Genomic DNA, 25,628 nt, shown 5'->3' with positions numbered 1-25,628 from the left:
ACCGCCATAGTCTGGCGAGGTGATGGCGTCGTTCCGGTGCCCAGGGTTTGATATCGCATGTGTTTCGCTGTTTTCGTCGATGCCGGCTACCTGTTCGCGCAGGGCTCGGTGGCTCTATCCGGCCGCTGGGTCAGCCGGGAACTGATGTCGCTCGACATCGAGGGCATCAAGGAGAGCCTGACCTCGCTTGCCGTCGTGAAGAACCGCGAGCTGCTGCGGATTTACTGGTACGACGGCGCACGGGCCGGCCGTCCCACCGCCGAGCACGATCTGCTGGCCGACACCGACTCCATCAAGCTGCGCCTCGGCCGCATCAATATGTCGGGCGAGCAGAAGGGCGTCGATGCCCGCATCATCAACGACCTTGTCGAACTGTCTCGGAATCGAGCCATTTCGGATGCGGTTCTTTTATCGGGCGATGAGGATCTGCAGCTCGGTGTGGGACAAGCGCAGCAATTCGGCGTCCGCGTTCACCTGATCGGCATCCATCCGGCCCGATCGACCCAGAGCCGGTCGCTGCGCCGGGAGGCGGATACGACCACGGAATGGGACGCGACGGTTCTGGATCGCTTCCTGGCGATCGGCACCGCCGAGCCGCAGGAAGAGCCGCTTTCCGAAACGGAGGCGGCCGAGCTGGAAGCGGAGATCGACGGGCTGGTGTCCGCCCTGCCGCCGGATACGCTGGCGCAACTCCAGAAATCGTTCGAAACCAGCAGCACCGTTCCGGGCGACTACGACCGCGTGCTGCTCGGCATCGGTCGACGCGCCTTCGGCGAGCCGACCCTCACCGATGGCCAGAAGACGTTGCTGCGCGGCCTGTTCGTGCGTCTGGTGCGCGAACTGAACTGAGCGCGTGATTTCCATCGGTCTAACGCTAGGAAGAAGAGTGTTCTTTCTTGAAAGAAAGAACCAAAGAATTTTTGGTTGTTTGAATAAGGAAGGCTGAACTCCTCCGACTCAAACAATCGAAAGTCTTTTTGCTTCTTTTTCTCCAGAAAAAGAAGGCTCTTCCTCTACAGCGCCAACGCCCCCTGCGCGGTCGCATCCGGCTCCACCCGCACCGCGCGCGTCCCGTCGGCGAAGCGAAGCTCCAGCCGCGCGCCGGTACGAAGCGCGCCGGCCTGGGTCACGGCATGCCCGTCCTTGTCGCGCACCAGCACGTAGCCACGCGCCAGCACGGCCAGCGGCGACACGGCTTCGAGCTGCGCCGACAACACGGCCAGCCGAGCGCGCTGATCCTTGCCGCGTGCCCCGGCATCGCGCAGCACCAGACGCAAACCGGATTGCAGCCCGTTGGCGGACAAGGCCAACCGGTTGCGGCTGCGCTCGATCAACCGCTCCGGGTCCGGCAGGCGACGGTCCAGCGCCGCCAGTGCGGCACGTCCGGATGTCGTCGGCGTGATGCGGGCGCGATCGAGCATGAGCGTGGCATCGGCCAGACGGGCGCGTCGCTGTTCGATCAGCCGGCGCGGGTCGGGCAGATGGCGTTCCGCGGCCAGAAGCGCTGCGCGGCGCAGCGTGACCAGACCCGGCAGCGCCCGATCGAGTCGGTGGCCCAGATCGCGCAGAGTCCGGCGCCGTGCGTCGAGCTGGCCGGGCAGGGACAGCTCCAGCCGGTGCGCGCGGTCGTCCAGGCGCTGTCGCATCTGGTTCAACAGCGTCGGCAGATCGGGCAGGGCGGCGGCGGCGCGGCCGTAGCGGGCACGGGCAGCCTCGAGCGCGCGGCCCAGCCCCGCCTCCAGACGCGCGGCGCGGTGCGACAGATCGGCCAGCAACTCCAGACGCGCCGGGATGGCGATCTCCGCCGCCGCCGTGGGGGTGGGCGCGCGCCGGTCGGACACGAAATCGATCAGGGTGGTGTCGGTCTCGTGTCCGACGGCGGAGATCAGCGGGATCGAGCACGCCGCGGCGGCGCGCAGCACCGCCTCGTCGCTGAACGCCGCCAGATCCTCCAGGCTGCCGCCGCCCCGCGCGACGATCAGCAGATCCGGGCGCGGCACGCCGGTGCCGGGACCGGTGCGCCGGTCGAACCCCTCGATCGCGGCGGCGATGCGCGCGGCAGCCCCTTCGCCCTGCACCGGCACCGGCCAGAGAAGCAGAGACCTGGGGAAGCGGCGGGCGATGGTGGTGCGGATATCGTGCAGCACCGCGCCCTGCGGCGACGTCACCAGCCCGATCAGCGCCGGCAGGAACGGCAGACGCCGCTTGCGCTCGGCGTCGAACAGCCCTTCCGCCGCCAGCTTCAGCCGCAGCCGCTCGATCCGCGCCAGAAGCGCGCCCTCGCCGGCATAATCCATCCGCTCGACGATCAGCTGGTAGGAGGACCGCTCGCCATAGGAGGAGATCCGGCCGGTGGCGATCACCTCGACGCCGTTCTCCGGCTGCAGGCCGAGCCTGGCCACGCTGTTGCGCCAGACCACGCCGCTGATCTTGCCGCCCTCGTCCTTGAGCGAGAAATAAAGATGCCCGGACGGGTAGCGCTTGAACTCGGTGATCTCGCCGCGCACCCGGATGCGCGAAAACGAGGTTTCCAGCACCCGCTTCACCGCGCCGGACACTTCCGAGACGCTGTATTCCGGCAGGTTGGAGCTGGGGCCGGCCCCCGGCGTCGCGACGGTTTCGATCATGCGTGCAGGGTATGATACCACCGCCCGGTTCGCGAGGGGCGGGCCGGGACGAAGGAGAGTGGCATGCGTGTTCTGCTGGTGGGCTCGGGCGGACGGGAACACGCGCTGGCCGCCGCGCTGAGCCGCTCGCCGCTGCTCCGGGCGCTGTTCATCGCCCCCGGCAATCCGGGCACGGCGTCGTTCGGCACCAACGTTGCAGTGCGTGTGGACGATGTCGAGGCGCTGGTCGAGCTGGCCCGTCGCGAGTGCATCGATCTGGTGGTGCCGGGGCCGGAAGCGCCGCTGGTGGCGGGTCTGGCCGATGCCTGCGCCGCCGCCGGAATCCGCTGCGCCGGGCCGACCGCCGAGGCGGCACGGCTCGAAGGCTCCAAGAGCTTCACCAAGGAGGTGTGCGACGCCGCCGGCATCCCCACCGCGCGCTGGGAACGCTTCGAGGACGCCGATGCGGCGGTGGAGTTCGTGCGCCGTCGCGGCGCGCCGATCGTGATCAAGGCGGACGGCCTCGCCGCCGGCAAGGGCGTCGTTGTGGCGCAGACCCTGGCCGAGGCGGAAGCGGCGATCGACATGATGATGCGCGAGAACGGCCTCGGCACCGCCGGCGCCGCCGTGGTGATCGAGGAATGCCTGGTCGGCGACGAGGTCTCGTTGTTCGCCTTCTGCGACGGTGAGACGGCGGTGCTGATCGGCGCGGCGCAGGACCATAAGCGCATCGGCGAGAACGATACCGGTCCGAATACCGGCGGCATGGGCGCCGTGTCGCCGCCCGCCTTCTTCGACCGCGACACGCAGGAGCTGGCGCTCGATCTGCTGGTGCGGCCCATGCTGCGCGAGATGAGCCAGCGCGGCACGCCGTTCCGGGGCGTGATCTTCGCCGGGCTGATGCTGGAAGCCGACGGGCCGAAACTGATCGAATACAACGTGCGCTTCGGCGACCCGGAAGCGCAGGCGTTGCTGCCGCGCCTCGAAACCGATCTGCTGCCGGCTCTGACCGCCCTGTGCGATGGCGGCCTCGCCGGCACCGAGGTGCGGTTCTCGGACGACGCGTCGGTGGCGGTGGTGATGGCCGGGCGCGGCTATCCGGAGCGGGCCGCGACGGGAGCGGTGATCGACGGGATCTGGCGTGCGGAAGCCTTGCCCGGCGTGCGCGTGTTCCAGGCGGCGACGGCCCGCAACGAGAAGGGCGCGCTGGTCGGTAATGGCGGCCGGGTCCTGACCGTGATGGCGACGGCGCCGACGCTCGGCGAGGCGCGCGAGCGGGCCTATCGCGGCGTGGAGGCGATCCACTGGGCGGACGGGATCTTCCGTCGCGACATCGGCGTGCGGGCCCTGGCGCGTGCCGAAGCCGCCGCGGCGATCGCCTGAACGCGCCGAAACGGAATCCTTCCGGTTTCTGACGGGAAGAAACGAAACCGGCCGTCCCCGCGCAGGGACGGCCGGGTTTTAAGGATCAGAAGCCGACCGACAGCGTGGCGATGGCCGCGAAACCGTCGCCGATCGTGTAGAGCGGCGTCTTGCCCGCGATCCTGGTGCCGAACACGCCCCTGGTGGTCTTGGCGTTGGTGGTCACCGAGTTGGCGTAGCCGAGATATTTCTCGTTGGTGAGGTTCTGCAGATCGAGACGCAGCGTCGGCGTCTTCAGATGCCAGGCGCTGTGGAAGCGATAGCCCAGCGCCGCATTGATCGTGGTGTAGCCGTTATAGGCTTCCTGGTTCATGAAATCGGCATATTGGTGGCCGGTGTATTTCAGGTCCAGATCGCCGAACAGCGAGCCGTTGTCGTAATCGACGCCGACTGCCGACTGGAACTGCGGTGCGTTGGGCGCCAGCTTGCCGGTGGTGGGCAGGTAGTCGCCGCCAGAGACGATGTTGCTGTCCACGGTGGTGTGCAGGATTTCCGCAGACGCATACGGCCGGAAGTGATGGAACGGACGCGTGCCGATCTCCATGTCCACACCGTCCGAGGTCTGGCCGCCGGCGCTGATGTTGGAGCCGTAGATGATGCCGGTGGCGGGATCGATCACCGAGGTGCTCAGCTGACGGTTGGTGAAGTTGTAGTGGAAATAGGTCACCGATCCGTTGATCAGATCGCCCTTGTAGCGATAGCCGAGTTCCTCCGAGATGGAGACTTCCGGCCGCTGGTTCGGGCTCGCCAGGGTCGCATACTGGCGGGTCTTGGGATTGTAGACGCCGGCATCGTACAGCGTGTAGTTGGTCGGCGTCTTGAAGTTCGTCGTCACCGACGCGAAGATCTGGTTCCTGCTGTTGATGTTGTAGCTCACCGAAGCGGTCGGCAGCGGCGCCGAGTTGTCGGTGCTGACGTAACGCTGGCCGACATTCGGCAGGTAGTTGGTGCCGTTGCGCTTGATGATCGAGTATTTCAGCCCGGCCGAGAGGTCGAGCTTGTTGCGCAGCAGCGACAGCGTGTCGCCCACGAACACGGTGTGGATCTGGGTGAGCGTCAGCGTGTTGCGGTATTGCAGCAACTGCCCGTTGCTCAGCACGAGATTGTTGGAATCGCCCCACTCGTTGAGCGGATGGCCGTTGCCCTCGACCGGGCTGTACGGACCGGTCTGGCGCTGCCAGGAATATTCGAACCAGTAGCCCAGCACGGCATGGTTGATGCCGGTATCGAGGGTGAACTTCGACACCACGCCCGGGCGGTAGGTCTGGGTGATGGACGGGTTGTAGGCCAGAACCGTGCCGCGCGTCTGGTTGCCGAGCGTGCCGGTATAGGTCTGTGCGCCGAACTGGATCTTGTCGAGCGACTGCGGATAGGCGCCGCCGCCATTGCCGTAGCCGTACCAGAGATACGGATCCACCGCGAAGCTCAGATGGTCGGTCAAGGTGAAGTTCGACGGTGCGCTCGAATAGATGTTGGTGAACGGGTTCACGCGCACGCGGTAGAAGTTGCTGTCGTTCTTGACGTAGTTGTGGTTGTAGACCGTGTTGCCCGGCAGGGTGTAGCCGACCGGATTGTTGCCGCCGTAGCCGTAGCGATGCCAGCTATCGGCACTGACGCTCGGATACTGGTTGTTGTCGAGTTGGTTGATGACGAAGGCCAGGCTGACGCGGTTGTTCTGGCCCCAGTCGTTCACCGCCTTCAGCTCGGCATGCTGCTTGTCGTCCGTGCCGGGACCGCGCCAGTGCACGTCGCTCGATTTCGAATACGATGCGTAGGCGCGCAGATTGGTGTTGCCGATCAGGCCGCTTTCCAAACGCACGAGGCCGCGCACGAAGCTGTACGAACCGTAGGACACGTCGGCGAAGCCGCCGGCCTTCAGGTCCGGGTCCTTCAGATAGACGTTGACCGCACCGCCGCTGGCATTGGCCGACGGCGTGTCGAGATCGGCCGCACCCTGTTCGACCTTGATCTGCGCGATGTTTTCCGCGTCCACGATCTCCTGCGGATAGGTCGCGGCGTTGCCGATATCGTTGACCGGAACGCCTTCGAGCTGGAACGCGATCTGGCTGGAGCCGAGGCCGCGCATGGTCAGCGAGCCGCCGGTGGCGCCCATCGGATCGGTGGACGACACGTTCACGCCCGGCAGCATGCGCAGCAGCTGGAACGGGTTCGATGCCGGGTTCTGCTTCTCGATGAACGCGTTGGTGACGGTGGATACCGATTTCGGCGCGGACTCGCGCACCATCAGGCCGCCGCCGATCGCGGTGCGCTTCGGATTCACGCCGACGACGCGAATGCTTTCCGTGCTGCGCTGGTCGGTCGGCAGAGAGCCAAGCGTGGATGCGCCGGATGAAGAGATCGCAGTGTCGCTCTGCAATGTTGCGTTCGTCGTCTTGTCGGCGCGCTGCGCGAAGGCGGCGTTGGACAGGCAGGTGGAGGTCAGCAGAATGGCGACCCCTGCGCGAATACGCATGATGAATTCCCCGAGCCGAAGTGATGGCGCGCCCTAGCAGCAAATTCTGACCAGGGAGACAGAAAAACCGTCCGGCGCGCGGCCAACCGGGAATGTTGTCGGCTGATGTAACGCGATCGACACGGAATGTGACCGATCACGGTCAGTCGTATGACGGCTGCGTGTCGGTTCGGTGTCGTAGTTGTTCCGGGACCTGGCGGTCGTCCTCCCCGCGCCGCCGCGCGGTCCGGTTCACGACCGGCCTTCCCGGGGCTATAAGCAGGCACGCAACGAGGAACCCGCCCATGTCGCCGTCCGACCCGCTTCCGGTGGCCCGTTCCAGCCCGGGGAGCCGGCCGGACACCGCGCCTGCGGAGCGACGTGGCGTCTGCTTCGTGATCTCCGCACCGTCCGGCGCCGGCAAGAGCACCATCGCCAATGCGCTCCGCGCCGCCGACCCCCATCTGCGCCATTCGGTCAGCGTCACCACGCGCCAGCCGCGCCCGGGCGAGACCGAGGGCGTGCATTACTATTTCCGCAGCCGCGAGGAGTTCGACCGCATGGCCGAGACCGGCGAGCTGCTGGAATGGGCCAACGTGTTCGGCCGCGGCTACGGCACGCCGCGCGCGCCGGTCGAGGCGGCCCTGGCCTCCGGCCGTGACATGGTGTTCGACATCGACTGGCAGGGCCATCGCCAGCTGCGCGACGCCTTGCCGGGCGACGTGGTGAGCCTGTTTGTGCTGCCGCCCTCCCTGCCCATCCTGGAAGGACGGCTGCGCTCCCGCGCCTCGGACGATCCGGCCGAGATCGCCCATCGCATGGCGGCGGCCCGCGACGAGATCTCGCACTGGGAAGAGTTCGACCACGTCATCGTCAACGACCGGCTCGACCGGGCGATCGGCGACGCACGCGCCGTTCTGTCGGCGGCCAGGATCGCCCGTCCGCGCCAGACCGGCATGGCGGAGCTGGTGCGCTCGTTCGGCTGACCGGGCAGGCGCGTGGCGGACCGAAAACGGATATGGAACGGCATGGTATCGGTTCGGAGCTTCGGCTGAGCATGGATTTCTCCGGCCTGCGCGTCCTGTGCGTCGGCGACGTGATGCTGGACCGGTTCCAGTACGGCGCCATGGAGCGGATCTCGCCCGAGGCGCCCGTGCCCGTGCTGCGCCTCACCCATACGCGCGAGATGCCGGGCGGCGTGGGCAACGTCGCCAACAACATCCTGTCTCTGGGCGGGTGGGCGACCCTGGTCGGGCTGATCGGCGATGACGGGCCGGGCCGGTCGCTGCGCTCGCTGCTCGGCGGCATGGACCGTCTGGACGACGCCACCGTTCTGTCCGCGACCCGTCCGACCATCTGCAAGACGCGCTTCATCGCCGCCAACCAGCAGGTGGTGCGTGCCGACGAGGAAAGCCTGCTGCCGATCCAGCCGGACGAGGAAGACGCGCTGGTGGCGGCGATCGCCGCGCATGTGGCCGAGGCCTCGGTGCTGCTTCTGTCCGATTACGGCAAGGGCGTCCTGTCGCCGCGCGTCATCGAGGAGGCGATCCGTCTGGCCGCCGCGCGCGGCATCGCCGTGTTCGTGGACCCCAAATCGCGCGACTTCTCCCGTTATCGCGGCGCCACCTGCATCACCCCCAACGCCCGCGAACTGGCCGTCGCCGCCTCCCTGCCGGCCGGCACGGAGGAGGAGGTCGAACGGGCGGCGCGTCTGGTGATGGAACAGGCAGGCGCGCGGGCGATCCTGGCGACCCGCTCCGAGAAGGGCATGCTGCTGGTGGAACGAGGCGACGCCGCGCTGGCGGTGCGGTCCCGGGCGCGGGAGGTGTTCGACGTCAGCGGCGCCGGCGACACGGTGATCGCGGCGCTGGCGCTGTCGCACGCCTCCGGCCGTTCCTTGGAGCAGAGCATGCACATCGCCAACGCCGCCGCGGGCGTGGTGGTCGGCAAGCTCGGCACCGCCACCGCCGATCTGCACGAGGTGATGGAGGAGCTCGACCTCACCGATCAGGCCCTGGATGGCGGGACGGATGCAGAAGCCGGCCAGATCGCCGGGCTGCAATCCCTGGCCCGCGTGCAGGGGCTGGTGGCGCGCTGGAAGGCTCAAGGGTTGTCGGTCGGCTTCACCAACGGATGCTTCGACATTCTCCATCCCGGCCACGTCGCGATCCTGGCGGCGGCACGGGCGAGCTGCGACCGGCTGGTGGTCGGGCTGAACAGCGACGCCAGCGTGTCCCGGCTGAAAGGCCCGACCCGTCCGGTCAACACCCTGGCGGCACGGGCGCAGGTGATCGCCGCCATCCGTCACGTCGATGCGGTGGTCGGATTCGAGGACGACACGCCGCTGGAGCTGATCCGCGTTCTCCTGCCCGACGTGCTGGTGAAGGGCGCCGACTACGCCCCGGACCAAGTGGTGGGCCGCGCCGAGGTGGAAGCCAATGGCGGCCGTCTGGTGCTGGCCCGTCTGGTCCCCGACACCTCCACCACCGGAACGATCCGTCGCATCCGCGCCGACGCTCCCGCAGAGACGGCATGACCGGTGTCATGAACGGCGCGTCTGTGGAATTTGCGACGTGAGGATGGTGGATCGCGGGCCGGCCGCCCTGGGGCGCGCGCGGGACCGGTTCCGGGCCTGGCTGTTCGGCACCGCGTTCCCGTTCTGGAACGCGAACGGCTTCGGCCCGGCACTGCCGGACGGATCCCGGCCCGCGGCGGAACAGATCGCCCTCGACGGGGCGACCGTCTTTCCCGGCTTCACCCGCGTGCGGGTGCAGGCGCGACAGTTGTTCGTCTATGCCATCGCCGCCGAGCACGGCGTTCCGGGCGCGGCCGGTGCGGCGGAGGGCATCTTCCGCTTCCTCCTCCTGCATGGGCGCGCCACGGACGGGCACTGGATCAGGCGGGCGACGCCGCAGGGCCGTCCGGTGGACGAGGCGGCCGATCTCTACGACATCGCCTTCGTGCTGTTCGCCCTGTCGCAGCACGCCCGCGTCTTCAAGGACCCGCGCCCGCTGCGCGAAGCGGAGCGGACCCTCGCATTCCTGCGCCGCGAGATGACGCATCCGGGCGGCGGCTTCCATCACGTAATGCCGACGGAGCCGGGCTGGCGGCTGCAGAACCCGCATATGCATCTGCTGGAAGCGGCCGTGGCGCTGTTCGAGGTGAGCGGCGATGCGCGCTGGGCCGAACTGGCGCGCGAGCTGGTGGCTTTGTTCCACGAGCGCTTCTTCGATCCCGAAAGCGGTACGCTGGCCGAGCATTTCGATCAGGCGCTGCACCGGGCCGGCGGCATGGATGGCGATCTGGTCGAGCCGGGCCACCAGATGGAATGGATATGGCTGCTCGACCGGGCGGACGCCCTGTTCGGCGATCCGCTCGCCGACCGGGCGATCCGGGCGCTGGACCGGGTCCGGGACGGGCACGGCGTCGGGCATGAGACCGGGCTGATGCGCGACGCCATCGCCCGCGACGGCCGCCTGCTGCGCGGATCGTCGCGCTTGTGGCCGCAGGGCGAGCTGCTGCGAGCCGGTACGGTCCTGCACAGGCGCGCCGACACCGCGACGGAAGCGGCATCGGCGATCGACACGGTGCTGGACAGCGCCGGCAACCTGCTGGACCGGTTCCTGGTCGGCCCCGAGAGCACGACCCTGCCGCCCGGCACCTGGATCGACCAGCTCGACGCGTTCGGCCGCCCGGCGATCCGCATGATCCCGACCAGCTCGTTCTACCACATCGTCACCGCCTGGATGGAGCTGGACGTGTTCCGCCCGGACGAGCCGGAAACACTCACCGGGTTCTGAGTGCCGAACGGGCGCGGCGGGAACGTGCGCTCGAAATCATCGAGCGTTTGCAATCATTTAGGTCCTGAACGCCCTGATCTCGACACGTCGGGCCGGTCCGCCGGAGCAGATCGCCGGTTCAATCCGGCCGGCCGTTGCTCTATCCTCCCCCGATGAACAGCATCGGACGCGCCCCTAACGACCAGACCGCGGACGGCGCCCTTCTGGGCCTGTCGCAGCGCCTGCCGCCGTCCAACGCGGCAGCCGAACAGGCGCTGCTGGGCGCGCTTCTGGCCAACAACAAGGCCTATGAACGCGTCGCCGAATTCCTGATCCCCGAGCACTTCATCGACCCGATCCATGGCCGGATCTTCCAGTCGATCGTGCGCCGGATCGAGGCCGGACAGCTCGCCGACGCCATCACGCTGCGCGGCGAGTTCGAACATTCCGGCCTGCTCGACGAGGTCGGCGGCACCGCCTATCTGGCCCAGCTGCTGACCGCCATGGTCGGCATCATCAATGCCGGCGAATACGGCCGCGCGATCCACGATGCCTGGATCAGGCGTCAGCTGATCGATGTCGGCGAAACCGTGGTCAACAACGCGTTCGGGCGCGACCCGGAGCTGGACGGCGCCAAGCAGATCGAGGCGGCCGAGGAAACGCTGTTCAAGCTGGCCACGGAGAAGGGTCAGGATGGCGGCTTCGTCACCTTCGAACGCGCGCTCACCGACGCGATCTCCGTGGCCGAGAAGGCGTTCCACCGCACCGGCGCCGTCAGCGGCCTCACCACCGGCCTGCGCGATCTGGACAAGAAGACCGGCGGCCTGCATCCGTCCGATCTGCTGATCCTGGCCGGCCGTCCGGCGATGGGAAAGACCGCGCTCGCCACCAAGATCGCCTTCGGCGCCGCGCGCTCGCTCCTGGTGCAGGGGCGCGAAACCGGCACCATGCCGCGCGGCTCGGTCGCGTTCTTCTCGCTGGAAATGAGCGCCGAACAGCTCGCCACGCGTCTGCTGTCGGAAGAAAGCCGCGTGTCCGGCGAGCGCATCCGCCGCGGCGAGATCGGGCAGAAGGAATTCGATCGCTTCGTGCTGGTGAGCCGCGAGTTGCAGGCGCTGCCGCTGCATATCGACGACACCCCGGCGATCTCGCTTTCGGCCATGCGCACGCGCTGCCGCCGTCTGGCCCGCACCAAGGGGCTGAGCCTGGTGGTGGTCGATTACCTCCAGCTCATGCGTCCGGCGGTCGGCACCAAGCCGGACAACCGCGTTCTCGAAATCTCCATGATCACGCAAGGGCTGAAAGCGATCGCCAAGGAGCTGGAGGTTCCGGTCCTGGCACTCTCCCAGCTCTCGCGCCAGGTGGAAAGCCGCGAGGACAAACGGCCGCAGCTCTCCGATCTGCGTGAATCCGGCTCGATCGAACAGGACGCGGACGCGGTGATGTTCGTGTACCGAGACGAGTATTATTTGCAGCAGCGCATGCCAAAGACGACCATGTTCGACAGCACTGACAAATATCATGTCGCTCACGAGGCTTGGTTGCGGAAAATGGAAGAAGCGCACAACAAGGCCGAGCTTCTGCTGGAGAAGCAACGTCACGGTCCCACCGGCAAGATCGATCTGTTCTTCGAAGGCGAATTCACCCGTTTCGCCGATCTGGATACCGTGCACGGGACCTGAACTCGGCCGAGGATCGGATGGCGCCCATGACGATCTCCGTCGGCAGATTCATCGAATTGCGCTCGCTGCCGGTCCGCATCCTCCGCGAGCAGGAGATGCGGCCGTTCGATCTGCCGCCGGATGCGTTTCCCGGTCAGGATCACGCGGGGTTGCTGGAAGGGCTGAAAGGCGCCTCGCTGTCGCGGTTCGACGGCCGGACCGTCGTTCCTCCCGTGCGTTTGCTGCACGTCGTCGTCGAGAACGGATCGTTCTTCGTCGGCCATCGGCTGGACGGCACCGTGCTGACGGCGGACGGGCGTCCGATCGTCCAGACGGCCGCGTTCCGCGATCTGCGCGAAGCCGGGGAGCAGGACGAGACCGCGGTCGATGCCGGCCCCGTGCAACAGGTCGAGGACGTGTTCGTCGGGTTCGACGGCGCATGGCGCAATTATTTTCATTTCCTGTGCTTCGGCCTCGCCAAATCGTTTCTTGCCGCGCGACGGCTCGACCCGTCGGTCGCGATCGCCCTGCCGGATTACGACGCCAACACGACGGAACGCCCGGCATCGTTCACCCGGACCGTGTTCGAACAATGCATCGAGGCCAGCGGCCTGTCCGCGCGCGTCACCCTGTATCCGCCCGGGATCTATCGCGCGAAACGGACCCACCTGTTCTGGACCAGCCCCGGCGAACCCACGGACATCATGCATCTCGACGAGTTCCGCGCGGTGTTCGAGACGATGTCGAAATCCGTCGCCGGCACGGCCGTCGCGCCGCAAGCCGCCGAACCGTTGGCGAAGCGGGTCTATCTCGCCCGCACCCGTGCCGTCGCCAGCCGCCTGGACGATCCGGCGTCCGATCTGATCGACGCGGCCGCCGAACGCCATGGCTTCGCCAGGCTGAGTTTCGAGGGCCTCGACCTGCACCGCCAGGTCTCGATCATCGGCGGTGCCACGCATCTGATGTCGCCGCACGGGGCCGGGCTCTGCAACATGCTGTTCCACAGGGGCGCGCTGCGCGTGCTCGAACTGAACAAGCCGCTCGATGGCGGGCGCCGTCTGCGCCCCTGGTTTCTGTTGGCGGCCCGCGCCGGCCGCAGTCCCTATCGCTATCTCGATACCGGCGACGCCGGTTTCTCGGCCGACCGGCTGGAGGCCGCGTTGGCGTCGTTTCTCCGTCCGGACTGATCCCCGCACCCCGGGAACGGGTCGCCCCGGCGATGCCGGTCTTGCGGGCGGGGCGGTTCATCCGCAATGGTCCTCGTTACGAAAACGCAGTGGACAACGAGGCGCTCCGAAACACGATGCAGGATGATCGTCTCGATCCGGCCGCGCCGCCGTCCCGGTCCACTCCCATGGCCCTCCTTTCCGCCGCGATCGACCGGGACCGCGCGCTGCGTGCCGCCGCGGCGCTCGAGGCGACGCCGCGCTGGCTCGACGCCGATCAGGCGCTCGGCGCCGTATCGGCCGCGATCGCCGCGTCCCGCCCGTTCTCGCTTCTGCTTCTGGATGCCCCGCTCGCCGCCTTCGTCGCGGCGATCGACCGTTCCACCCGCCGCCTGCTCGATCCGGCGCAAAGACGGGCGCTGCTGGACGAAGGCTGGCGCGTCTGGTTCGGCACGCCCGCGGAACAGGCCGGAAGCCCCCTGCTCGCATCTCTGGGCGACGCCTTCACCGGTGCGGTGCGGGACGCCGACATCGTTTGCCTGCCCGGCATGGCCGAATCGATCGACGATGCCGATCTCGGCGCGCTGGCGATCCTGCGCCGGAGCGTGGTGAGCGAAACCGACGCGCTGTTCGCCGAGACCGGGCTGGTCGAGCGGATGCACCGGATCGTGCCCTATCTCCGCACCCTCCTGGCCGGCCTGCCGTTCCTGGGTTTCATCGGTGCGCATCCGGCCATGTTCCGCAAGCTGTCGCATTTCTGCGGCGTGCGCGACACGCGCTATGTCTGCGTGCCGCGCGAGGCCGTCTTTCCCGTGACCGAGGACATGGTCGGAGACGGCGCCGATCCGCACGACTTCCTGCCGGAACGCCACGCGGCCACGCTGGAGGCGCTGTCCGTGCCGTGCCCCGGCGCCGTGTTCCTTGTGTCGGCGCCTGGGCCGCTCGGGGCGATCTATGCCGGGCGGATCAAGGCGCTGGGCGGGATCGCGATCGAGATCGGGCCGCTGGCGGCGAAATGGGCGGGCGGGTGAGGGTGTCTGCAGGCAGGGTCTTCTTTTTCTGAAGAAAAAGAAGCAAAAAGATTTTTGTTTGTTTTGGTATGAAGAACCGGCGGGAAGTCGGTAAACAACCAGAAGTTCTTTGGTTCTTTCTTTCAAGAAAGAACACTCTTCCAGTGCTACGGTAAACCGATCCAACCGATCCTATGGACGGGGCAGTTGGCTGCCAGCACGTCGCCGTCGTCCAGACGCCGCGATGCGTCCTGCGTCGCCAGAACGCAGACCGCGCCGTCCGCCGGAAACGCGATCGCGCGGTCGTCCGGCAGCACCTCCCGACCGGGCGAGACCAGCAACAAGGCGTCCCGGGGAATCATCGGCGCGAAACGGGAATCGTCCAGCCGCACCAGATAGTCCGTGTCCGCGCTGCCCCAGGGCGGCGCGATCCGGTCGCGTGCGGTGCGCAAGATGGCGGCACTCGGCGGAACAGTTGACAGAACGGAGAACGACAGCACCGCCAGGCTGCGCGGCGATCGCACCGTCGACAACACGCGCGCCCCCGACACCAGGGTCGCGAACGCGTCGAGCGAGATGCCGGTGGCGGCCAGAACGCGGGCGAGGCTTTCCGTGCTCGGCCAGCGCGGCCCGTTCGGGCCGGTGCGCTTGGAACGGTTGAAGCTGGTCGGATCGAGACCGGCGGCGCGCGCCAGCCCCGACGGCGACAGGCCCTTTTCCGCCGCCAGCGTATCCAGTGCGTGCCAGAGTTCCTCGTGCGTCACCCGAGGCGACTCCGCGTCCCTGTCAGGCCGCGCGCTTCCCGGACGCTTTCGGCTCGCCGATCTCGGTGCGATGACGCTCCACGCCCTCGGCGGTGATGCGGAAACTTCCTTCCGCATGCGCGGCCAGACCGAGCGAGACGAGCCGGTCCAGGCACCGCGCATCCTTCAGATCGGCTTCCCGCGCATCCGGGCGGCCGGATGCGCCGGCCAGCACCAGACGGTGCAGCGCCGAACGGCAGCAGGTCTCGAGATAGGGCTCGTTCCACATGCGCGGGAGGATCGCTCCCCCGCTTGCGCGTTGCAAGCCGCGTCCGCAGCGGGCAGGAAAAGGACCATGCTGCTGCAAACCCTCGCCCTCCCGGCGCTGCGTCGCCTCGATCCCGAGAAAGCCCATCACCTGGCGCTGCGGGCGCTCCAGCTCGGTCTGGGCGGCACCGCCCGTCCGGGCGAGGATGACGGCCTGGCCGTCTCGGCGATGGGGCTGCATTTCAGCAACCCGATCGGCATCGCCGCCGGGTTCGACAAGGATTGCCGCGTGCCTGCCCCGCTGGCGAAGGCCGGGTTCGGCTTCGTGGAGGCCGGCACCGTCACCCCCCTGCCGCAGGAGGGCAACGAGCGGCCGCGCCTGTTCCGGCTGCCCGAGGAAGGGGCGGTGATCAACCGCATGGGCTTCAACAACGAAGGGCTGGAGCGCTTCGCACAGCGCCTGCGCAGCGCAAGGGCAGGGGCCGGCATCCCGGTGCCGTTCGGCGCCAATGTCGGCATCAACAAGAACAGCGACGACCCGCCGCGCGATTACGCCGCCCTGGTGCAGGAGCTGGCGCCGCATGCCGACTACCTGGTGATCAATGTCAGCTCCCCCAACACGCCCGGCCTGCGCGCCCTGCAGCAGGTGGAGCCGTTGCGCGCGGTTCTCGCCGCCGTGGCCGGCGCCGTTTCCATGCGTCCGCCTTTGCTGGTGAAGCTGGCGCCGGATCTGGCCGACGAGGCGCTGGAGGCGATCGTCGAGGCGGTGATCGAGGGCGGCGCGGACGGGTTGATCGTGTCCAACACCCTGCTGGCCCGGCCGCCGCATCTGCGCGGACGGCACGCCGGCGAAGCGGGCGGCCTGTCCGGCGCGCCGCTGCGGGCGCGCAGCACGGAGATGCTGGCCAGGGTCGCGTCCCTGTCCGCCGGACGCCTCGCTTTGATCGGCTGTGGCGGCATTTCCTGCGGCGCCGACATTCTCGACAAGATCCGGGCCGGCGCCGATCTGGTGCAGGTCTACACACGCTTCAGCATCGAAGGACCGGCCATGCTGCCCCGGCTCAAACGAGAACTGCGCGCCGCCCTGCGCGCATCCGGCTTCCCCGATCTCGCCGCGGCGCGCGGCACCGCCCTGCCGGAAAAGCACCGCGCATGAGCCGTCCGATCGACGGGCTCCACGCGCTCGCTCCCGATTACGACGGCTTCATCGTCGATCTGTGGGGCGTGGTGCATGACGGCATCGACCCCTATCCCGGCGCGGTGGAATGCCTGCACAGGCTGCGCGCGGAGAACAAGCGCGTGGTGCTGCTGTCCAACGCGCCGCGCCGCCTGGCGCCGGTGCAGGACACGCTGCGTCGCATCGGCGTGCCGGACGATTGCTACACCGGCATCCTGACCAGCGGCGAAGCCACCCGCATGGCGCTGCTCGACCCGCCGGACGACTGGTTCCGGGCGCTCGGCCGGCGTTGCTGGCATCTGGGGCCGGACAAGGATTCCAACCTGTTCGAGGGCTTGTCCCTGGAGCGCACCGCCGGACCGGACGGCGCCGATTTCGTGCTGAACACCGGACCGGACGACACGCTGGGGGAAAGCGATCCCGCGCCCTATCTGCCCGGGCTGCGCCGTTGCGCCGAGCTGTCCCTGCCGATGCTGTGCGCCAATCCCGATCTGGAAGTGATCCGGGCCGGTAAGCGCATCATCTGCGCCGGATGGCTCGCCCGGATCTATGCCGAGATGGGCGGCGAGGTGCGTCAGATCGGCAAGCCCGATCCGGCGATCTATCAGCCGGTCCTGCGCATGCTCGGCACCGATCGCGCCCGCACCCTGGCGATCGGCGATTCGCTCGCGACCGACATCGCAGGCGCCAAGGCGGCCGGGATCGACTCGCTCTGGGTGCTGGGCGGCATCCACGGCGCGGCGCTGGATGCGGATAGCGGTTTGATGGAGCGCGAGCTCGCGCGTCTGGCGCTGTCGCCGGTCGCCAACATCGCCCGCATGATCTGGTAGTGACCGGCCCAAAGGGAGGCCCGATGGCCGGCGGCGGCGCAGGCATGCGCGCGGTCGCCGATCGCGCACCGGCGACGGGACCGTCCGGCGCATGAGCCCGGAACCGTCGCCCAAACAGCAACCCGGACAACGACCCGGAAAACCGCCCGGTCCGCACCGCCGACGCTCGATCTGGCCGATCGCGGTCCTGATCGCCCTGCCGGTCCTGGTGCACGCGCCGGAGCTGCTCGGCCTCGTGTCGTCCGACCCGAACGCCCTGTTCTTCGGCCTGAGCGATCCGGTGCGGCAATGGACCCAGGGCGGGCTGATCCCCGGCATGCCGGGCTGGATCGACGGATGCGCCGGGGTGATCGTCGAGGCGCTCGGCCGGCTGGTGGCGCGCGACTGGCTGCACGGCATCGTGCCGTGGTGGAACCCCTATAACGGCGTCGGCATGCCCCTGGCCGGCGAATATCAGCCGGCGGCGTTCTTTCTGCCTTTCGTTCTGCTGACGGCGCTGCCCAACGGGCTTCTCTGGATGAAGCTGTCGCTGCAGATCGTCGCCGGCCTGTCCACGCGCGGCCTGCTGCGCGCGATGGGGCTGCGCTCCTCCGTGGTCCTGACCGGCGGCCTGATCTGGGCGTTCAACGGCACGTTCGCCTGGGCGTCGGACGGTCCCAGCGAACCGCTGGCCTTTCTGCCGATGGCGCTGCTCGGGCTGGAACGCCTGCGCGCGCGGCACAGTGTCGGCGGCTGGGGATGGCTGGCGCTCGGCTCCGCCTGGATGCTGCTGTCCGGGTTTCCCGAAACGACGTACCTGCTCGGTCTGCTGGTGATCTCCTGGGCGGCGCTGCGGGTCGCGCAGCAGAAGCGGAACAGGCTCCGTCTCGTCGCCGGTATCGCGCTGGGCGGCGTCACCGCGCTGCTTCTGGCCGGGCCGCAGCTTCTCGCCTTCCTGTCCTACATGCCGGACGCCTTCGTCGGCGCCCATGCCGGCGCCAACGACACGGCGCTGCCGCTTTCCGGCTGGATCATGCTGCTGTTCCCCGTCCTCAACGGGCCGATCTTCTACGGCTCGGCCACGGTGTGGTGGTCCATGGGCGGGTACTACGGCGTGCTGCTGGTCTGGCTGGCGCTGCTGTCGGTGACGCTTCCGGGAGAGCGGGGGCTGCGCGTCCTGCTCGCCGCCGTGGTCGCGGCGGTGATCTGCAAGCAGGGCGCGGTTCCGGGCGTGACGCCGCTGCTCGACCTGATCCCGGGCATGCGGAACATCTTCGCGTTCCGGTATTCCCCGCCTTTGGCCGCGTTCGCCATGCTGGTCCTGGCCGCGCTCGCGTTGAACGATCTGCTGTCGATCGGGGCGGATCGGGTCCGGCGCAGGGCGATGCTGCTTCGGGGCATCGCCGCCGCCCTGGCGGTGCTCGCCGCGACCGCGATCGGCTGGCGTCTCGATCGTCCGCTGCGCTCGGCTCTTCTCGCGGTGTCGAACGGGCCGCTGAGCACCGTCCAGTATCAGGCGGGATCGCTCCTGTTCGGTTTCGGCCTGCTGGCCGCGGCCGTCTTCCTGCTGGCACGTCAGGCCCGGCCGCGCGCGCTGCTCGTCCTGGCCGTGCTCGAGACCTTGCTGCTGTTCTGTTTTCCGCTGCTCTCGACCATGCGGCCGCCCAAACCGGACACCGCATTGCTGCAGGCGCTGCGCAAGGAGATCGGCCAGGATCGCATGGTCACCATCGGCCCGCTGCCGCCGAACGTGAATGCGGCCTATGGGCTGCGCGGCATCAACCATAACGGCGTGCCGATGCCGGATGCGTGGATCAAGCGTATCCGGCACGATTTCGGCCCCGGTGTCGATACGCTGTCCTTCAACGGGTTCTCCCCGTTCGATGCGCAGGGCCGTCCGTTTCTCGCCGACGCCCTCCTGTTGTCGCGCGACCGGTTCGAGGCGCTCGGCGTCGGGCTGGTGCTGACGCCGCATGGTTTTCCGATCGCCGGACGCGGGCAGGACGGGGTGACGGACCAGGCGGCGGGCGGGGATGAACTGGCACCCGGCGCCGTGCTGACCATCGACGCCGCCCATTTCCCGGCGATGACGGCGGACCGGGCCTTCCTGCTGGTCGGCACCTATCGCGGCCGGTCGGACGGCACCCTTCTGCTGCGCGTCTGTGACGGCGACGGCGCCTGCGTGGACGGCAGCGGCTCGGTGGCCGCGACGCCGGACAACAGCGCGCTGGCGATCCGCTTCCCGCATCCCTTCACGGTGGAGGCGGGCGAAACGCTGCACCTCACCCTCCGGCTGGATGGCGCGCACAGCCCGCTGATGATCTGGTTCCGGAATGCCCCCTGGGGCCGGGCGCCGGCCCTTACCCTGGACAACAACGCGACCATGCCGCGCCTGGTGTTCTCCGGCGCGAACGGCGACCTGTATCGCCTGCCATCCCCGTCCCCCTATGCCGAAGCCCCGGGCTGCACCGTCGGCCGGAGCGGGCTGGACACGGTACGGAGCGAATGCCCGCACCCATCCACCCTGATCCGCCGCGAACTGATGCTTCCCGGCTGGCGGGCGACCGTGAACGGCGTTCCGGCCACGCCCCGGGCCTGGGGCGGGCTGTTCCAGGCCGTGGACATCCCGGCCGGGCGGTCGGTGGTCCGGTTCGCATTCGCCCCGCCCGGGGCGCCGCTGGCCTGGATCGGACTCGCGATCGGACTCGGGATGCTGGTGGCCGGATTCCGGCGTCGCGGAGACGGGCGGGCCGATTAAATTACACCGTGAATGATATTCCCGGCCGGCGAGCCGATCAGCGCGGCGTTCCGGGCGCCGTCAGCGTGCCGGTTCCGGTCGGTCCCGGCTGCGTCATGCCGGTTCCGGGTGCCACCATGGTCCCCGGACGCATGCCGTTTCCGGTGCCGGACATGGCGCCGCCCTGCATCGTGCCGGGGGCCATCGCACCGCCTGCCGCACCGCCCGCCACGCCGCCGACCGCGCCCGGCATCGTCGCGCTCGGGTTCACGCCGCCCGGGACCATGCGACCCATGCCATTGCCCGCCGGGCCCATGCGGCCCGGGGTCATTCCGGGCATCGCGCCCATCGCGTTGCCACCGGACATTCCTGTGGAGCCGGTGCCCGGGGCGGCCATGCCGGCCGCGCCGCCCGTCTGCGCCAGGGCCGGAGCCGCGGCCAGCATGAAGATCAGTCCGGCGGCCTTGAACGTGGTGCGTGCCATGACGCGTTTCCTCGGCGTTTCGCCGCGCCGCCATCGGGCGCGGTTCCGAACCTGCAGCGCGACGCGGCGCGAACGGTTCGTCCCGATGCCGCCGACGTGTTTGCCCGGCGGTCAGGCGTTGCCGGAATCGGCCACCAGTTGCAGCGGGTCGACGCCGAGTCCGGCGAGAGCGCGACGCCATTTCCGGTCGTGGTCGACGCCGAAGAGGATGCTTTCCTCGGCCGGCGCGGACAGCCAGACATTCTGCCTGATCTCGGATTCGAGCTGTCCCGGTCCCCAGGTGGCATGACCCAGGGCCAGAAGCGCCTGACGCGGCCCGTGCCCGTCGGCGATCTCGCGCAGCACGTCGAGGCTCGCGGTCAGCACCACGTCGTCGTCCACCGTCAGCGACCCTTCTCCGCTCCAGTCGCTGCTGTGCAGGACGAAGCCGCGCGCCCCGTCCATCGGGCCGCCCGAACACAGCGCGATGCGCCGGCGCGGCGGCGCCGGCAGGATCTCGAGTTGGCTCATCAGGTCGTCGAAGCCCGGCTCGGGCAGGCGGCGGTTCACCACCAAACCCATCGCCCCGTCATCGGCCGAATGCGCGCACAGGAAGATCACCGTCTGCGCGAAATTGCGGTCGCTCATCGCGGGCATGGCGATCAGAAGCTGTCCGGTCAGGCCGGTGGTCATGGCGGTTTGGGAAACGGGCATCCCCCCGAAATTGGCAGGATGCGCGGCGGACGCAAGCCGGGACCGCCGGGCAAGGAGAAAATCGGCCTGGCCTGCCGTCTCGACAGCGCCCGGAAGCGGCTCCACCCTGACGGCAGCCACCGGCCGGAAAGGGGACCGTTCATGCCGTTCACGCTTGCTTTCCAGGAGCCGGGCCATGTCGGCAAGGTGCCGGAGATCCCGGATCAGCCGGGAAGCGCGCGACGTGGACGGCCGCGCACGCCCGACCGGCGCGAGCATTTCGGAACCGAGGCGCTCGCCCTGCGTCGTGCCTGCGACCTGCTGCCTGGACCCGACTGGCTCGATCTCCGCCTCTACGGCCCGGATGGCGCCCGGATCGCCACGCAGCGCGAACTGACCGCGCGTCTCGGCCTACCGGAATGGTCGCCGCCGCCGGACATTCTTTCGGAGCAGGACGCATGAGTCTCACCATCCTGATCACCGGCGCCACCGCCGGTTTCGGCGCCGCCATGGCGCGCCGCATGGTGTCGGACGGGCACAGGGTGATCGCCACCGGCCGTCGCCAGGAGCGGCTGGACGCGTTGGCCGCCGAGCTGGGCGAGGCCCTGCTGCCGTTCCGGCTCGACGTGACCGATCGCGCGGCGGTGGCGGCGCTTCCGGGATCTCTGCCCGAGACTTGGCGCACGGTGGACGTTCTGGTCGCCAATGCCGGTCTGGCGCTCGGCCTGTCGCCGGCCTGGGACGCCGACCTCGACGATTGGGACACCATGATCGCCACCAATGTCGGCGGCGTGGTGGCGCTGACGCGCGCGCTTCTGCCCGGCATGGTGGAGCGCGATCGCGGTCATGTGGTGACCATCGGCAGCATCGCCGGCACCTACCCGTATCCGGGCGGGCATGTGTATGGCGCCACCAAGGCGTTCGTGGCGCAGTTCACCCGCAACCTGAAGGCCGATCTGGTCGGCACCGGGGTGCGCGTCACCAATGTCGAGCCCGGTCTGGTCGGCGGCAGCGAGTTCAGCAACGTCCGCTTCGGCGATGATGCCAAGGCGGAGGCGGTGTATCGCAACGCCGATCCTCTGCTGCCGGAGGACGTCGCGGAAGCGGTGAGCTGGGCGATCGGTCTGCCGCAGCGCGTCAACATCAACCGGATCGAACTGATGCCCGCCACGCAGGGGCCGGCCGCGCTCACCGTGAAGCGCCGCGAGGCCGCGGAATGAAGCACAAGGACAGAAAGGCGCTGTTGAAGCGTTTCCGCGTCACCGACGGCGCCGGGTTCAGCCTGGAGGATTGCGACCCAAACGATCCGCCCGGCGGCGATCTGGACAAGGACGAAGGCAAGGCGCTGCTGGAGGAAGGCACCGCGCGTCTGGCCGAACTGCAGGCCGAACTCTATGCCGACGGCCGCCACGGGCTGCTGGCCGTACTCCAGGCGATGGATGCCGCGGGCAAGGACGGCACCATCAAGCACGTGATGTCCGGCGTGAACCCGCAGGGCGTCACCGTCACCTCGTTCAAGCAGCCGAGCGTGGTGGAGCTGAGCCGCGACTTCCTGTGGCGCGTGCACCAGGCGGTGCCGCCGCGCGGGCATATCGGCATCCTGAACCGGTCGCATTACGAGGAGGTTCTGGTCACCCGCGTCCATCCCGAGCTGGTGGATAAGCAGTCCCTGCCGGACGACCGGCGCGGCCACGGTTTCTGGCACGACCGCCTCAAGGACATCCGCCATTTCGAGCGCTATCTCGACCGGCAGGGCATCCGCACGATCAAGATCTTCCTGCACATCTCGAAGGAAGAGCAGCGACAGCGCTTCCTGGCGCGGCTGGAGGAACGCGACAAGAACTGGAAGTTCTCCGAAGCCGACCTGAAGGAGCGCGGTTTCTGGGACGACTACCAGGATGCCTACGAGGCGGCGATCCGGGGCACGGCCACCGCGCATGCGCCCTGGTACGTCGTACCGGGCAACCGCAAATGGTTCGCCCGTCTGGTGGTGGTGGAGGCGATGATCGACGCGCTGGAGCGCTTCGATCTGGAGATGCCTCAGCCCGACCCGGACGAGGCAGAGCTCGAGGCCGCCCGCAAGGCGCTCGAAGCCGAGGCCTGAAACGCGAAACGCGGGGCCGGACGAGCCGGCCCCGCGTTCGGGCTGATGGACGTCGCTCCGAGGGGCGGCGGGGCCGTTCTCAGATCTCGGTCAGCGTTTCCGACTCGCGCGTGTCGTCGCCATCCTCGTCCTGCGGGGCAGGGGCCTCGTTGGCGTGGAAGTCGAAGGCGAGCTTGCCGTCCTTGAGGGACACCTTCACCGCGCCGCCATGCACGAGCTTGCCGAACAGCAGCTCCTCGGCCAGCGGCTTCTTGATGTGCTCCTGGATCACGCGGCCGAGCGGGCGTGCGCCGTAGAGACGGTCATAACCGCGCTCCGCCAGCCATTCCTTGGCCGCGGACGACACCTCGATGGTGACGTTGCGGTCGGCGAGCTGAGCCTCGAGCTGCAGAACGAACTTCTCCACCACACGTCCGACGATTTCCGGCGTGAGTCCGGCGAAGGGAATGATCGCATCCAGACGGTTGCGGAATTCCGGCGTGAAGATGCGCTTGATCGCCTCCTCGTCCTCGCCCGCGCGATTGTCGCGGCCGAAGCCGATCGCCTCGCGCGTCAGGTCGGCGGCACCGGCATTGGTGGTCATGATCAGGATCACGTTGCGGAAATCGACCGTCTTGCCGTTGTGGTCGGTGAGCTTCCCGTGATCCATCACCTGCAACAGGATGTTGTAGAGATCCTGGTGCGCCTTCTCGATCTCGTCCAGCAGCAGCACGGCGTGCGGATGCTGGTCGATCCCGTCGGTGAGCAGACCGCCCTGATCGAAGCCGACATAGCCCGGCGGCGCGCCGATCAGACGCGAGATCGAGTGCCGCTCCATGTATTCCGACATGTCGAAGCGGATCAGCTCGATCCCGAGCGTGGAGGCGAGCTGCTTGGCGACTTCGGTCTTGCCGACGCCGGTGGGGCCGGAGAACAGGTAGTTGCCGATCGGCTTCTCGGCGTCGCGCAGACCGGCGCGGCTGAGCTTGATCGCCGCCGACAGCGCTTCGATCGCCTTGTCCTGGCCGAACACCATCGACTTCAGGTCGCGCTCCAGCGAACGCAGCGTTTCCTTGTCGTCGGCGCTGACGCTCTTGGGCGGGATGCGGGCGATCTTGGCGACGATCTCCTCCACGTCGCGCAGGGTCACGGTCTTGCGGCGCTTGTCTTCCGGCAGCAGCATCCGCGACGCGCCCACCTCGTCGATCACGTCGATCGCCTTGTCCGGCAGCTTGCGGTCATGGATGTACTTGGCTGCCAGCTCGACGGCGGCGCGGATCGCCTCGTCGGTGTAGCTGACCTTGTGATGCGCCTCGTAGTTGGTCTTGAGGCCGCGCAGGATCTTCACCGCATCCTCGACCGACGGCTCGTTAACGTCGATCTTCTGGAACCGGCGCACCAGTGCGCGGTCCTTCTCGAAATGCTGGCGGAATTCCTTGTAGGTGGTCGAGCCGATGCAGCGCAGCGTGCCCTGGGCCAGAGCCGGCTTCAGCAGGTTGGATGCATCCATCGCCCCGCCGGAGGTGGCGCCGGCGCCGATCACGGTGTGGATCTCGTCGATGAACAGGATTCCGCCCGGATTGGCTTCGAGTTCGGTGACGACCGCCTTCAGCCGCTCCTCGAAATCGCCGCGATAGCGCGTCCCGGCCAGCAGCGCGCCCATGTCGAGCGCGTAGATGGTCGAATTCAGCAGAACCTCGGGCACGTCCTTCTCGACGATGCGCTTGGCCAGGCCCTCCGCGATCGCCGTCTTGCCCACGCCCGGGTCGCCCACATAGAGCGGGTTGTTCTTGGTGCGCCGGCACAGGATCTGGATCGTTCGCTCGATCTCGGTGTCGCGGCCGATCAGCGGATCGATCTTGCCGCTTTCGGCCTTCTTGTTGAGGTTGACGCAATAGGCGGATAGGCCGTCCTGCTGTTTCGGCGCGTTGCCGCGACCGCGCTCCTCGCGCTCGCCTTCCGGCTGTTCGCCATTGTTCTGCGCACCCTGCGGCGGGCGCTGCGCGGTGCGGCCGGGCGCCTTGGCGATGCCGTGGCTGATGAAATTGACCGCGTCGAGCCGGGTCATGTCCTGCAACTGCAGAAAATAGACGGCGTGGCTTTCGCGTTCGGAGAACAAGGCGACCAGCGTGTTGGCGCCGGTCACTTCGTCGCGGCCGGAGGATTGCACGTGGATCGCCGCTCGCTGCACGACGCGCTGGAACGCGGCGGTCGGCTTCGGTTCGGCCGAGCGATCGGAGGCAAGGCCGGCCAGATCCTTGTCCAGGAACTCGGTCAGATCGGAGCGCAGCTTGTCCAGGTCGACGCCGCAGGCGCGCAGGACGGTGGCGGCGTCGCCGTCGTCGACGAGACCCAGCAGCAGATGTTCGAGGGTGGCATATTCATGACGGCGGTCGCCCGCCAGGGACAGGGCGCGGTGCAGCGTCTGTTCGAGGTTGCGTGACAGCATGGGACGCTCCTTCGCCGCTCGGGCCGGACCGATGATGGCCTATCCCCTTCGCGAAAAGCCACCGCCATTCTGCCCCGGCGGTGACGATCTTGACGGGTATCGTGTCCGACT

21 protein-coding genes are annotated in these 25,628 nt (G+C 68.4%); 14 read left to right on the top strand and 7 right to left on the bottom strand.

From position 1 onward, the window contains the following. Positions 1 to 57 precede the first annotated feature (57 nt). Positions 58 to 849 (top strand): NYN domain-containing protein, encoded by a 792-nt coding sequence (locus ACZ5BM_RS05395; protein WP_498910377.1) that lies wholly within the window; start codon positions 58 to 60, stop codon positions 847 to 849. Between the two features lie 164 nt (positions 850 to 1,013). Here the strand turns inward: ACZ5BM_RS05395 and xseA are convergent, their stop codons facing one another. After that, positions 1,014 to 2,627: an exodeoxyribonuclease VII large subunit gene (gene xseA, locus ACZ5BM_RS05390; RefSeq protein ID WP_498910375.1), complete on the bottom strand. Its 1,614-nt coding sequence runs from the start codon at positions 2,625 to 2,627 to the stop codon at positions 1,014 to 1,016. Positions 2,628 to 2,690: 63 nt separating this feature from the next. Here xseA and purD point away from each other — a divergent pair, with 63 nt between their 5' ends. Beyond that, on the top strand, positions 2,691 to 3,989 hold the full coding sequence (purD, locus tag ACZ5BM_RS05385; protein WP_498910374.1) for a phosphoribosylamine--glycine ligase: 1,299 nt from the start codon (positions 2,691 to 2,693) through the stop codon (positions 3,987 to 3,989). A gap of 85 nt (positions 3,990 to 4,074) precedes the next feature. Here the strand turns inward: purD and ACZ5BM_RS05380 are convergent, their stop codons facing one another. Continuing rightward, positions 4,075 to 6,501, bottom strand: a complete 2,427-nt coding sequence (locus ACZ5BM_RS05380) for a TonB-dependent receptor (protein WP_498910372.1) — start codon at positions 6,499 to 6,501, stop codon at positions 4,075 to 4,077. 308 nt (positions 6,502 to 6,809) lie between these two features. Here ACZ5BM_RS05380 and gmk point away from each other — a divergent pair, with 308 nt between their 5' ends. From gmk to ACZ5BM_RS05350, 6 genes are all read left to right on the top strand, one after another. After that, on the top strand, positions 6,810 to 7,466 hold the full coding sequence (gene gmk / locus ACZ5BM_RS05375; RefSeq protein ID WP_498911498.1) for a guanylate kinase: 657 nt from the start codon (positions 6,810 to 6,812) through the stop codon (positions 7,464 to 7,466). 71 nt (positions 7,467 to 7,537) lie between these two features. After that, on the top strand, positions 7,538 to 9,016 hold the full coding sequence (rfaE1, locus tag ACZ5BM_RS05370; protein WP_498910370.1) for a bifunctional HldE family protein: 1,479 nt from the start codon (positions 7,538 to 7,540) through the stop codon (positions 9,014 to 9,016). A gap of 43 nt (positions 9,017 to 9,059) precedes the next feature. Further along, positions 9,060 to 10,280: an AGE family epimerase/isomerase gene (locus tag ACZ5BM_RS05365; RefSeq protein ID WP_498911496.1), complete on the top strand. Its 1,221-nt coding sequence runs from the start codon at positions 9,060 to 9,062 to the stop codon at positions 10,278 to 10,280. A 152-nt stretch (positions 10,281 to 10,432) separates the two neighbouring features. Beyond that, on the top strand, positions 10,433 to 11,941 hold the full coding sequence (locus ACZ5BM_RS05360) for a replicative DNA helicase (RefSeq protein WP_498910368.1): 1,509 nt from the start codon (positions 10,433 to 10,435) through the stop codon (positions 11,939 to 11,941). Positions 11,942 to 11,967: 26 nt separating this feature from the next. Further along, entirely contained in the window at positions 11,968 to 13,107 is a 1,140-nt protein-coding gene (locus ACZ5BM_RS05355; protein WP_498910366.1) for a glycosyltransferase family 61 protein, read from the top strand. A 167-nt stretch (positions 13,108 to 13,274) separates the two neighbouring features. Further along, positions 13,275 to 14,117: a hypothetical protein gene (locus ACZ5BM_RS05350; protein WP_498910364.1), complete on the top strand. Its 843-nt coding sequence runs from the start codon at positions 13,275 to 13,277 to the stop codon at positions 14,115 to 14,117. Between the two features lie 146 nt (positions 14,118 to 14,263). Here the strand turns inward: ACZ5BM_RS05350 and ACZ5BM_RS05345 are convergent, their stop codons facing one another. After that, positions 14,264 to 14,860, bottom strand: coding sequence for a helix-turn-helix domain-containing protein (locus tag ACZ5BM_RS05345; protein ID WP_498910362.1), 597 nt, complete (start codon positions 14,858 to 14,860; stop codon positions 14,264 to 14,266). A gap of 22 nt (positions 14,861 to 14,882) precedes the next feature. Next, on the bottom strand, positions 14,883 to 15,128 hold the full coding sequence (locus ACZ5BM_RS05340) for a hypothetical protein (RefSeq protein ID WP_498910360.1): 246 nt from the start codon (positions 15,126 to 15,128) through the stop codon (positions 14,883 to 14,885). Positions 15,129 to 15,194: 66 nt separating this feature from the next. Between ACZ5BM_RS05340 and ACZ5BM_RS05335 the strand changes: the two genes are divergently transcribed. From ACZ5BM_RS05335 to ACZ5BM_RS05325, 3 genes are all read left to right on the top strand, one after another. Beyond that, positions 15,195 to 16,262: a dihydroorotate dehydrogenase 2 gene (locus ACZ5BM_RS05335; RefSeq protein ID WP_498910358.1), complete on the top strand. Its 1,068-nt coding sequence runs from the start codon at positions 15,195 to 15,197 to the stop codon at positions 16,260 to 16,262. Next, positions 16,259 to 17,113, top strand: a complete 855-nt coding sequence (locus ACZ5BM_RS05330; protein WP_498910356.1) for an HAD family hydrolase — start codon at positions 16,259 to 16,261, stop codon at positions 17,111 to 17,113. Before ACZ5BM_RS05335 ends, ACZ5BM_RS05330 begins: the two co-directional genes overlap by 4 nt. Positions 17,114 to 17,204: 91 nt before the next feature. Next, positions 17,205 to 19,850: a hypothetical protein gene (locus ACZ5BM_RS05325; protein ID WP_498910355.1), complete on the top strand. Its 2,646-nt coding sequence runs from the start codon at positions 17,205 to 17,207 to the stop codon at positions 19,848 to 19,850. Between the two features lie 37 nt (positions 19,851 to 19,887). On the opposite strand, the gene ACZ5BM_RS05320 is transcribed toward ACZ5BM_RS05325, so the two are convergent. Together ACZ5BM_RS05320 and ACZ5BM_RS05315 are read right to left on the bottom strand one after the other, a co-directional pair. Further along, on the bottom strand, positions 19,888 to 20,313 hold the full coding sequence (locus tag ACZ5BM_RS05320; RefSeq protein WP_498910353.1) for a hypothetical protein: 426 nt from the start codon (positions 20,311 to 20,313) through the stop codon (positions 19,888 to 19,890). A gap of 111 nt (positions 20,314 to 20,424) precedes the next feature. Continuing rightward, positions 20,425 to 21,006 carry a YqgE/AlgH family protein gene (locus ACZ5BM_RS05315; RefSeq protein WP_498910351.1) on the bottom strand — a complete coding sequence of 194 codons (582 nt, stop codon included), beginning with the start codon at positions 21,004 to 21,006 and terminating at the stop codon, positions 20,425 to 20,427. Positions 21,007 to 21,147: 141 nt separating this feature from the next. On the opposite strand from ACZ5BM_RS05315, the gene ACZ5BM_RS05310 reads away from it, so the two are divergent. Genes ACZ5BM_RS05310 through ACZ5BM_RS05300 form a run of 3 tightly spaced genes read left to right on the top strand, consistent with a single transcriptional unit; the run spans position 21,148 to position 23,089 of the window. Next, positions 21,148 to 21,447, top strand: coding sequence for a hypothetical protein (locus ACZ5BM_RS05310; RefSeq protein ID WP_498910349.1), 300 nt, complete (start codon positions 21,148 to 21,150; stop codon positions 21,445 to 21,447). Further along, on the top strand, positions 21,444 to 22,205 hold the full coding sequence (locus ACZ5BM_RS05305; RefSeq protein ID WP_498910348.1) for a Rossmann-fold NAD(P)-binding domain-containing protein: 762 nt from the start codon (positions 21,444 to 21,446) through the stop codon (positions 22,203 to 22,205). Before ACZ5BM_RS05310 ends, ACZ5BM_RS05305 begins: the two co-directional genes overlap by 4 nt. Further along, a complete protein-coding gene (locus tag ACZ5BM_RS05300) occupies positions 22,202 to 23,089 on the top strand; it encodes a polyphosphate kinase 2 family protein (RefSeq protein ID WP_498910346.1) in 888 nt (295 codons plus the stop codon). Before ACZ5BM_RS05305 ends, ACZ5BM_RS05300 begins: the two co-directional genes overlap by 4 nt. A gap of 79 nt (positions 23,090 to 23,168) precedes the next feature. Here the strand turns inward: ACZ5BM_RS05300 and clpA are convergent, their stop codons facing one another. Continuing rightward, positions 23,169 to 25,517 (bottom strand): ATP-dependent Clp protease ATP-binding subunit, encoded by a 2,349-nt coding sequence (gene clpA / locus ACZ5BM_RS05295; protein ID WP_498910344.1) that lies wholly within the window; start codon positions 25,515 to 25,517, stop codon positions 23,169 to 23,171. Positions 25,518 to 25,628 lie beyond the last annotated feature (111 nt).

Source organism: Lichenicola sp. GTC18331 (genome assembly GCF_055386855.1).
Note: the sequence above shows the minus strand (reverse complement) of the source record. Positions and strands in the feature narration are given on the sequence as shown.

What these genes read in the sequence shown, in the direction of transcription:
- xseA (WP_498910375.1), bottom strand. Translation starts at nt 2,627, where the DNA reads ATGATCGAAACCGTCGCGACGCCGGGGGCCGGCCCCAGCTCCAACCTG.
- ACZ5BM_RS05395 (WP_498910377.1), top strand. Translation starts at nt 58, where the DNA reads ATGTGTTTCGCTGTTTTCGTCGATGCCGGCTACCTGTTCGCGCAGGGC.
- ACZ5BM_RS05315 (WP_498910351.1), bottom strand. Translation starts at nt 21,006, where the DNA reads ATGCCCGTTTCCCAAACCGCCATGACCACCGGCCTGACCGGACAGCTT.
- ACZ5BM_RS05325 (WP_498910355.1), top strand. Translation starts at nt 17,205, where the DNA reads ATGAGCCCGGAACCGTCGCCCAAACAGCAACCCGGACAACGACCCGGA.
- ACZ5BM_RS05300 (WP_498910346.1), top strand. Translation starts at nt 22,202, where the DNA reads ATGAAGCACAAGGACAGAAAGGCGCTGTTGAAGCGTTTCCGCGTCACC.
- purD (WP_498910374.1), top strand. Translation starts at nt 2,691, where the DNA reads ATGCGTGTTCTGCTGGTGGGCTCGGGCGGACGGGAACACGCGCTGGCC.
- ACZ5BM_RS05320 (WP_498910353.1), bottom strand. Translation starts at nt 20,313, where the DNA reads ATGGCACGCACCACGTTCAAGGCCGCCGGACTGATCTTCATGCTGGCC.
- ACZ5BM_RS05335 (WP_498910358.1), top strand. Translation starts at nt 15,195, where the DNA reads ATGCTGCTGCAAACCCTCGCCCTCCCGGCGCTGCGTCGCCTCGATCCC.
- ACZ5BM_RS05355 (WP_498910366.1), top strand. Translation starts at nt 11,968, where the DNA reads ATGACGATCTCCGTCGGCAGATTCATCGAATTGCGCTCGCTGCCGGTC.
- ACZ5BM_RS05310 (WP_498910349.1), top strand. Translation starts at nt 21,148, where the DNA reads ATGCCGTTCACGCTTGCTTTCCAGGAGCCGGGCCATGTCGGCAAGGTG.
- ACZ5BM_RS05305 (WP_498910348.1), top strand. Translation starts at nt 21,444, where the DNA reads ATGAGTCTCACCATCCTGATCACCGGCGCCACCGCCGGTTTCGGCGCC.
- ACZ5BM_RS05350 (WP_498910364.1), top strand. Translation starts at nt 13,275, where the DNA reads ATGGCCCTCCTTTCCGCCGCGATCGACCGGGACCGCGCGCTGCGTGCC.
- ACZ5BM_RS05365 (WP_498911496.1), top strand. Translation starts at nt 9,060, where the DNA reads ATGGTGGATCGCGGGCCGGCCGCCCTGGGGCGCGCGCGGGACCGGTTC.
- ACZ5BM_RS05380 (WP_498910372.1), bottom strand. Translation starts at nt 6,501, where the DNA reads ATGCGTATTCGCGCAGGGGTCGCCATTCTGCTGACCTCCACCTGCCTG.
- clpA (WP_498910344.1), bottom strand. Translation starts at nt 25,517, where the DNA reads ATGCTGTCACGCAACCTCGAACAGACGCTGCACCGCGCCCTGTCCCTG.
- ACZ5BM_RS05340 (WP_498910360.1), bottom strand. Translation starts at nt 15,128, where the DNA reads ATGTGGAACGAGCCCTATCTCGAGACCTGCTGCCGTTCGGCGCTGCAC.
- rfaE1 (WP_498910370.1), top strand. Translation starts at nt 7,538, where the DNA reads ATGGATTTCTCCGGCCTGCGCGTCCTGTGCGTCGGCGACGTGATGCTG.
- ACZ5BM_RS05360 (WP_498910368.1), top strand. Translation starts at nt 10,433, where the DNA reads ATGAACAGCATCGGACGCGCCCCTAACGACCAGACCGCGGACGGCGCC.
- ACZ5BM_RS05330 (WP_498910356.1), top strand. Translation starts at nt 16,259, where the DNA reads ATGAGCCGTCCGATCGACGGGCTCCACGCGCTCGCTCCCGATTACGAC.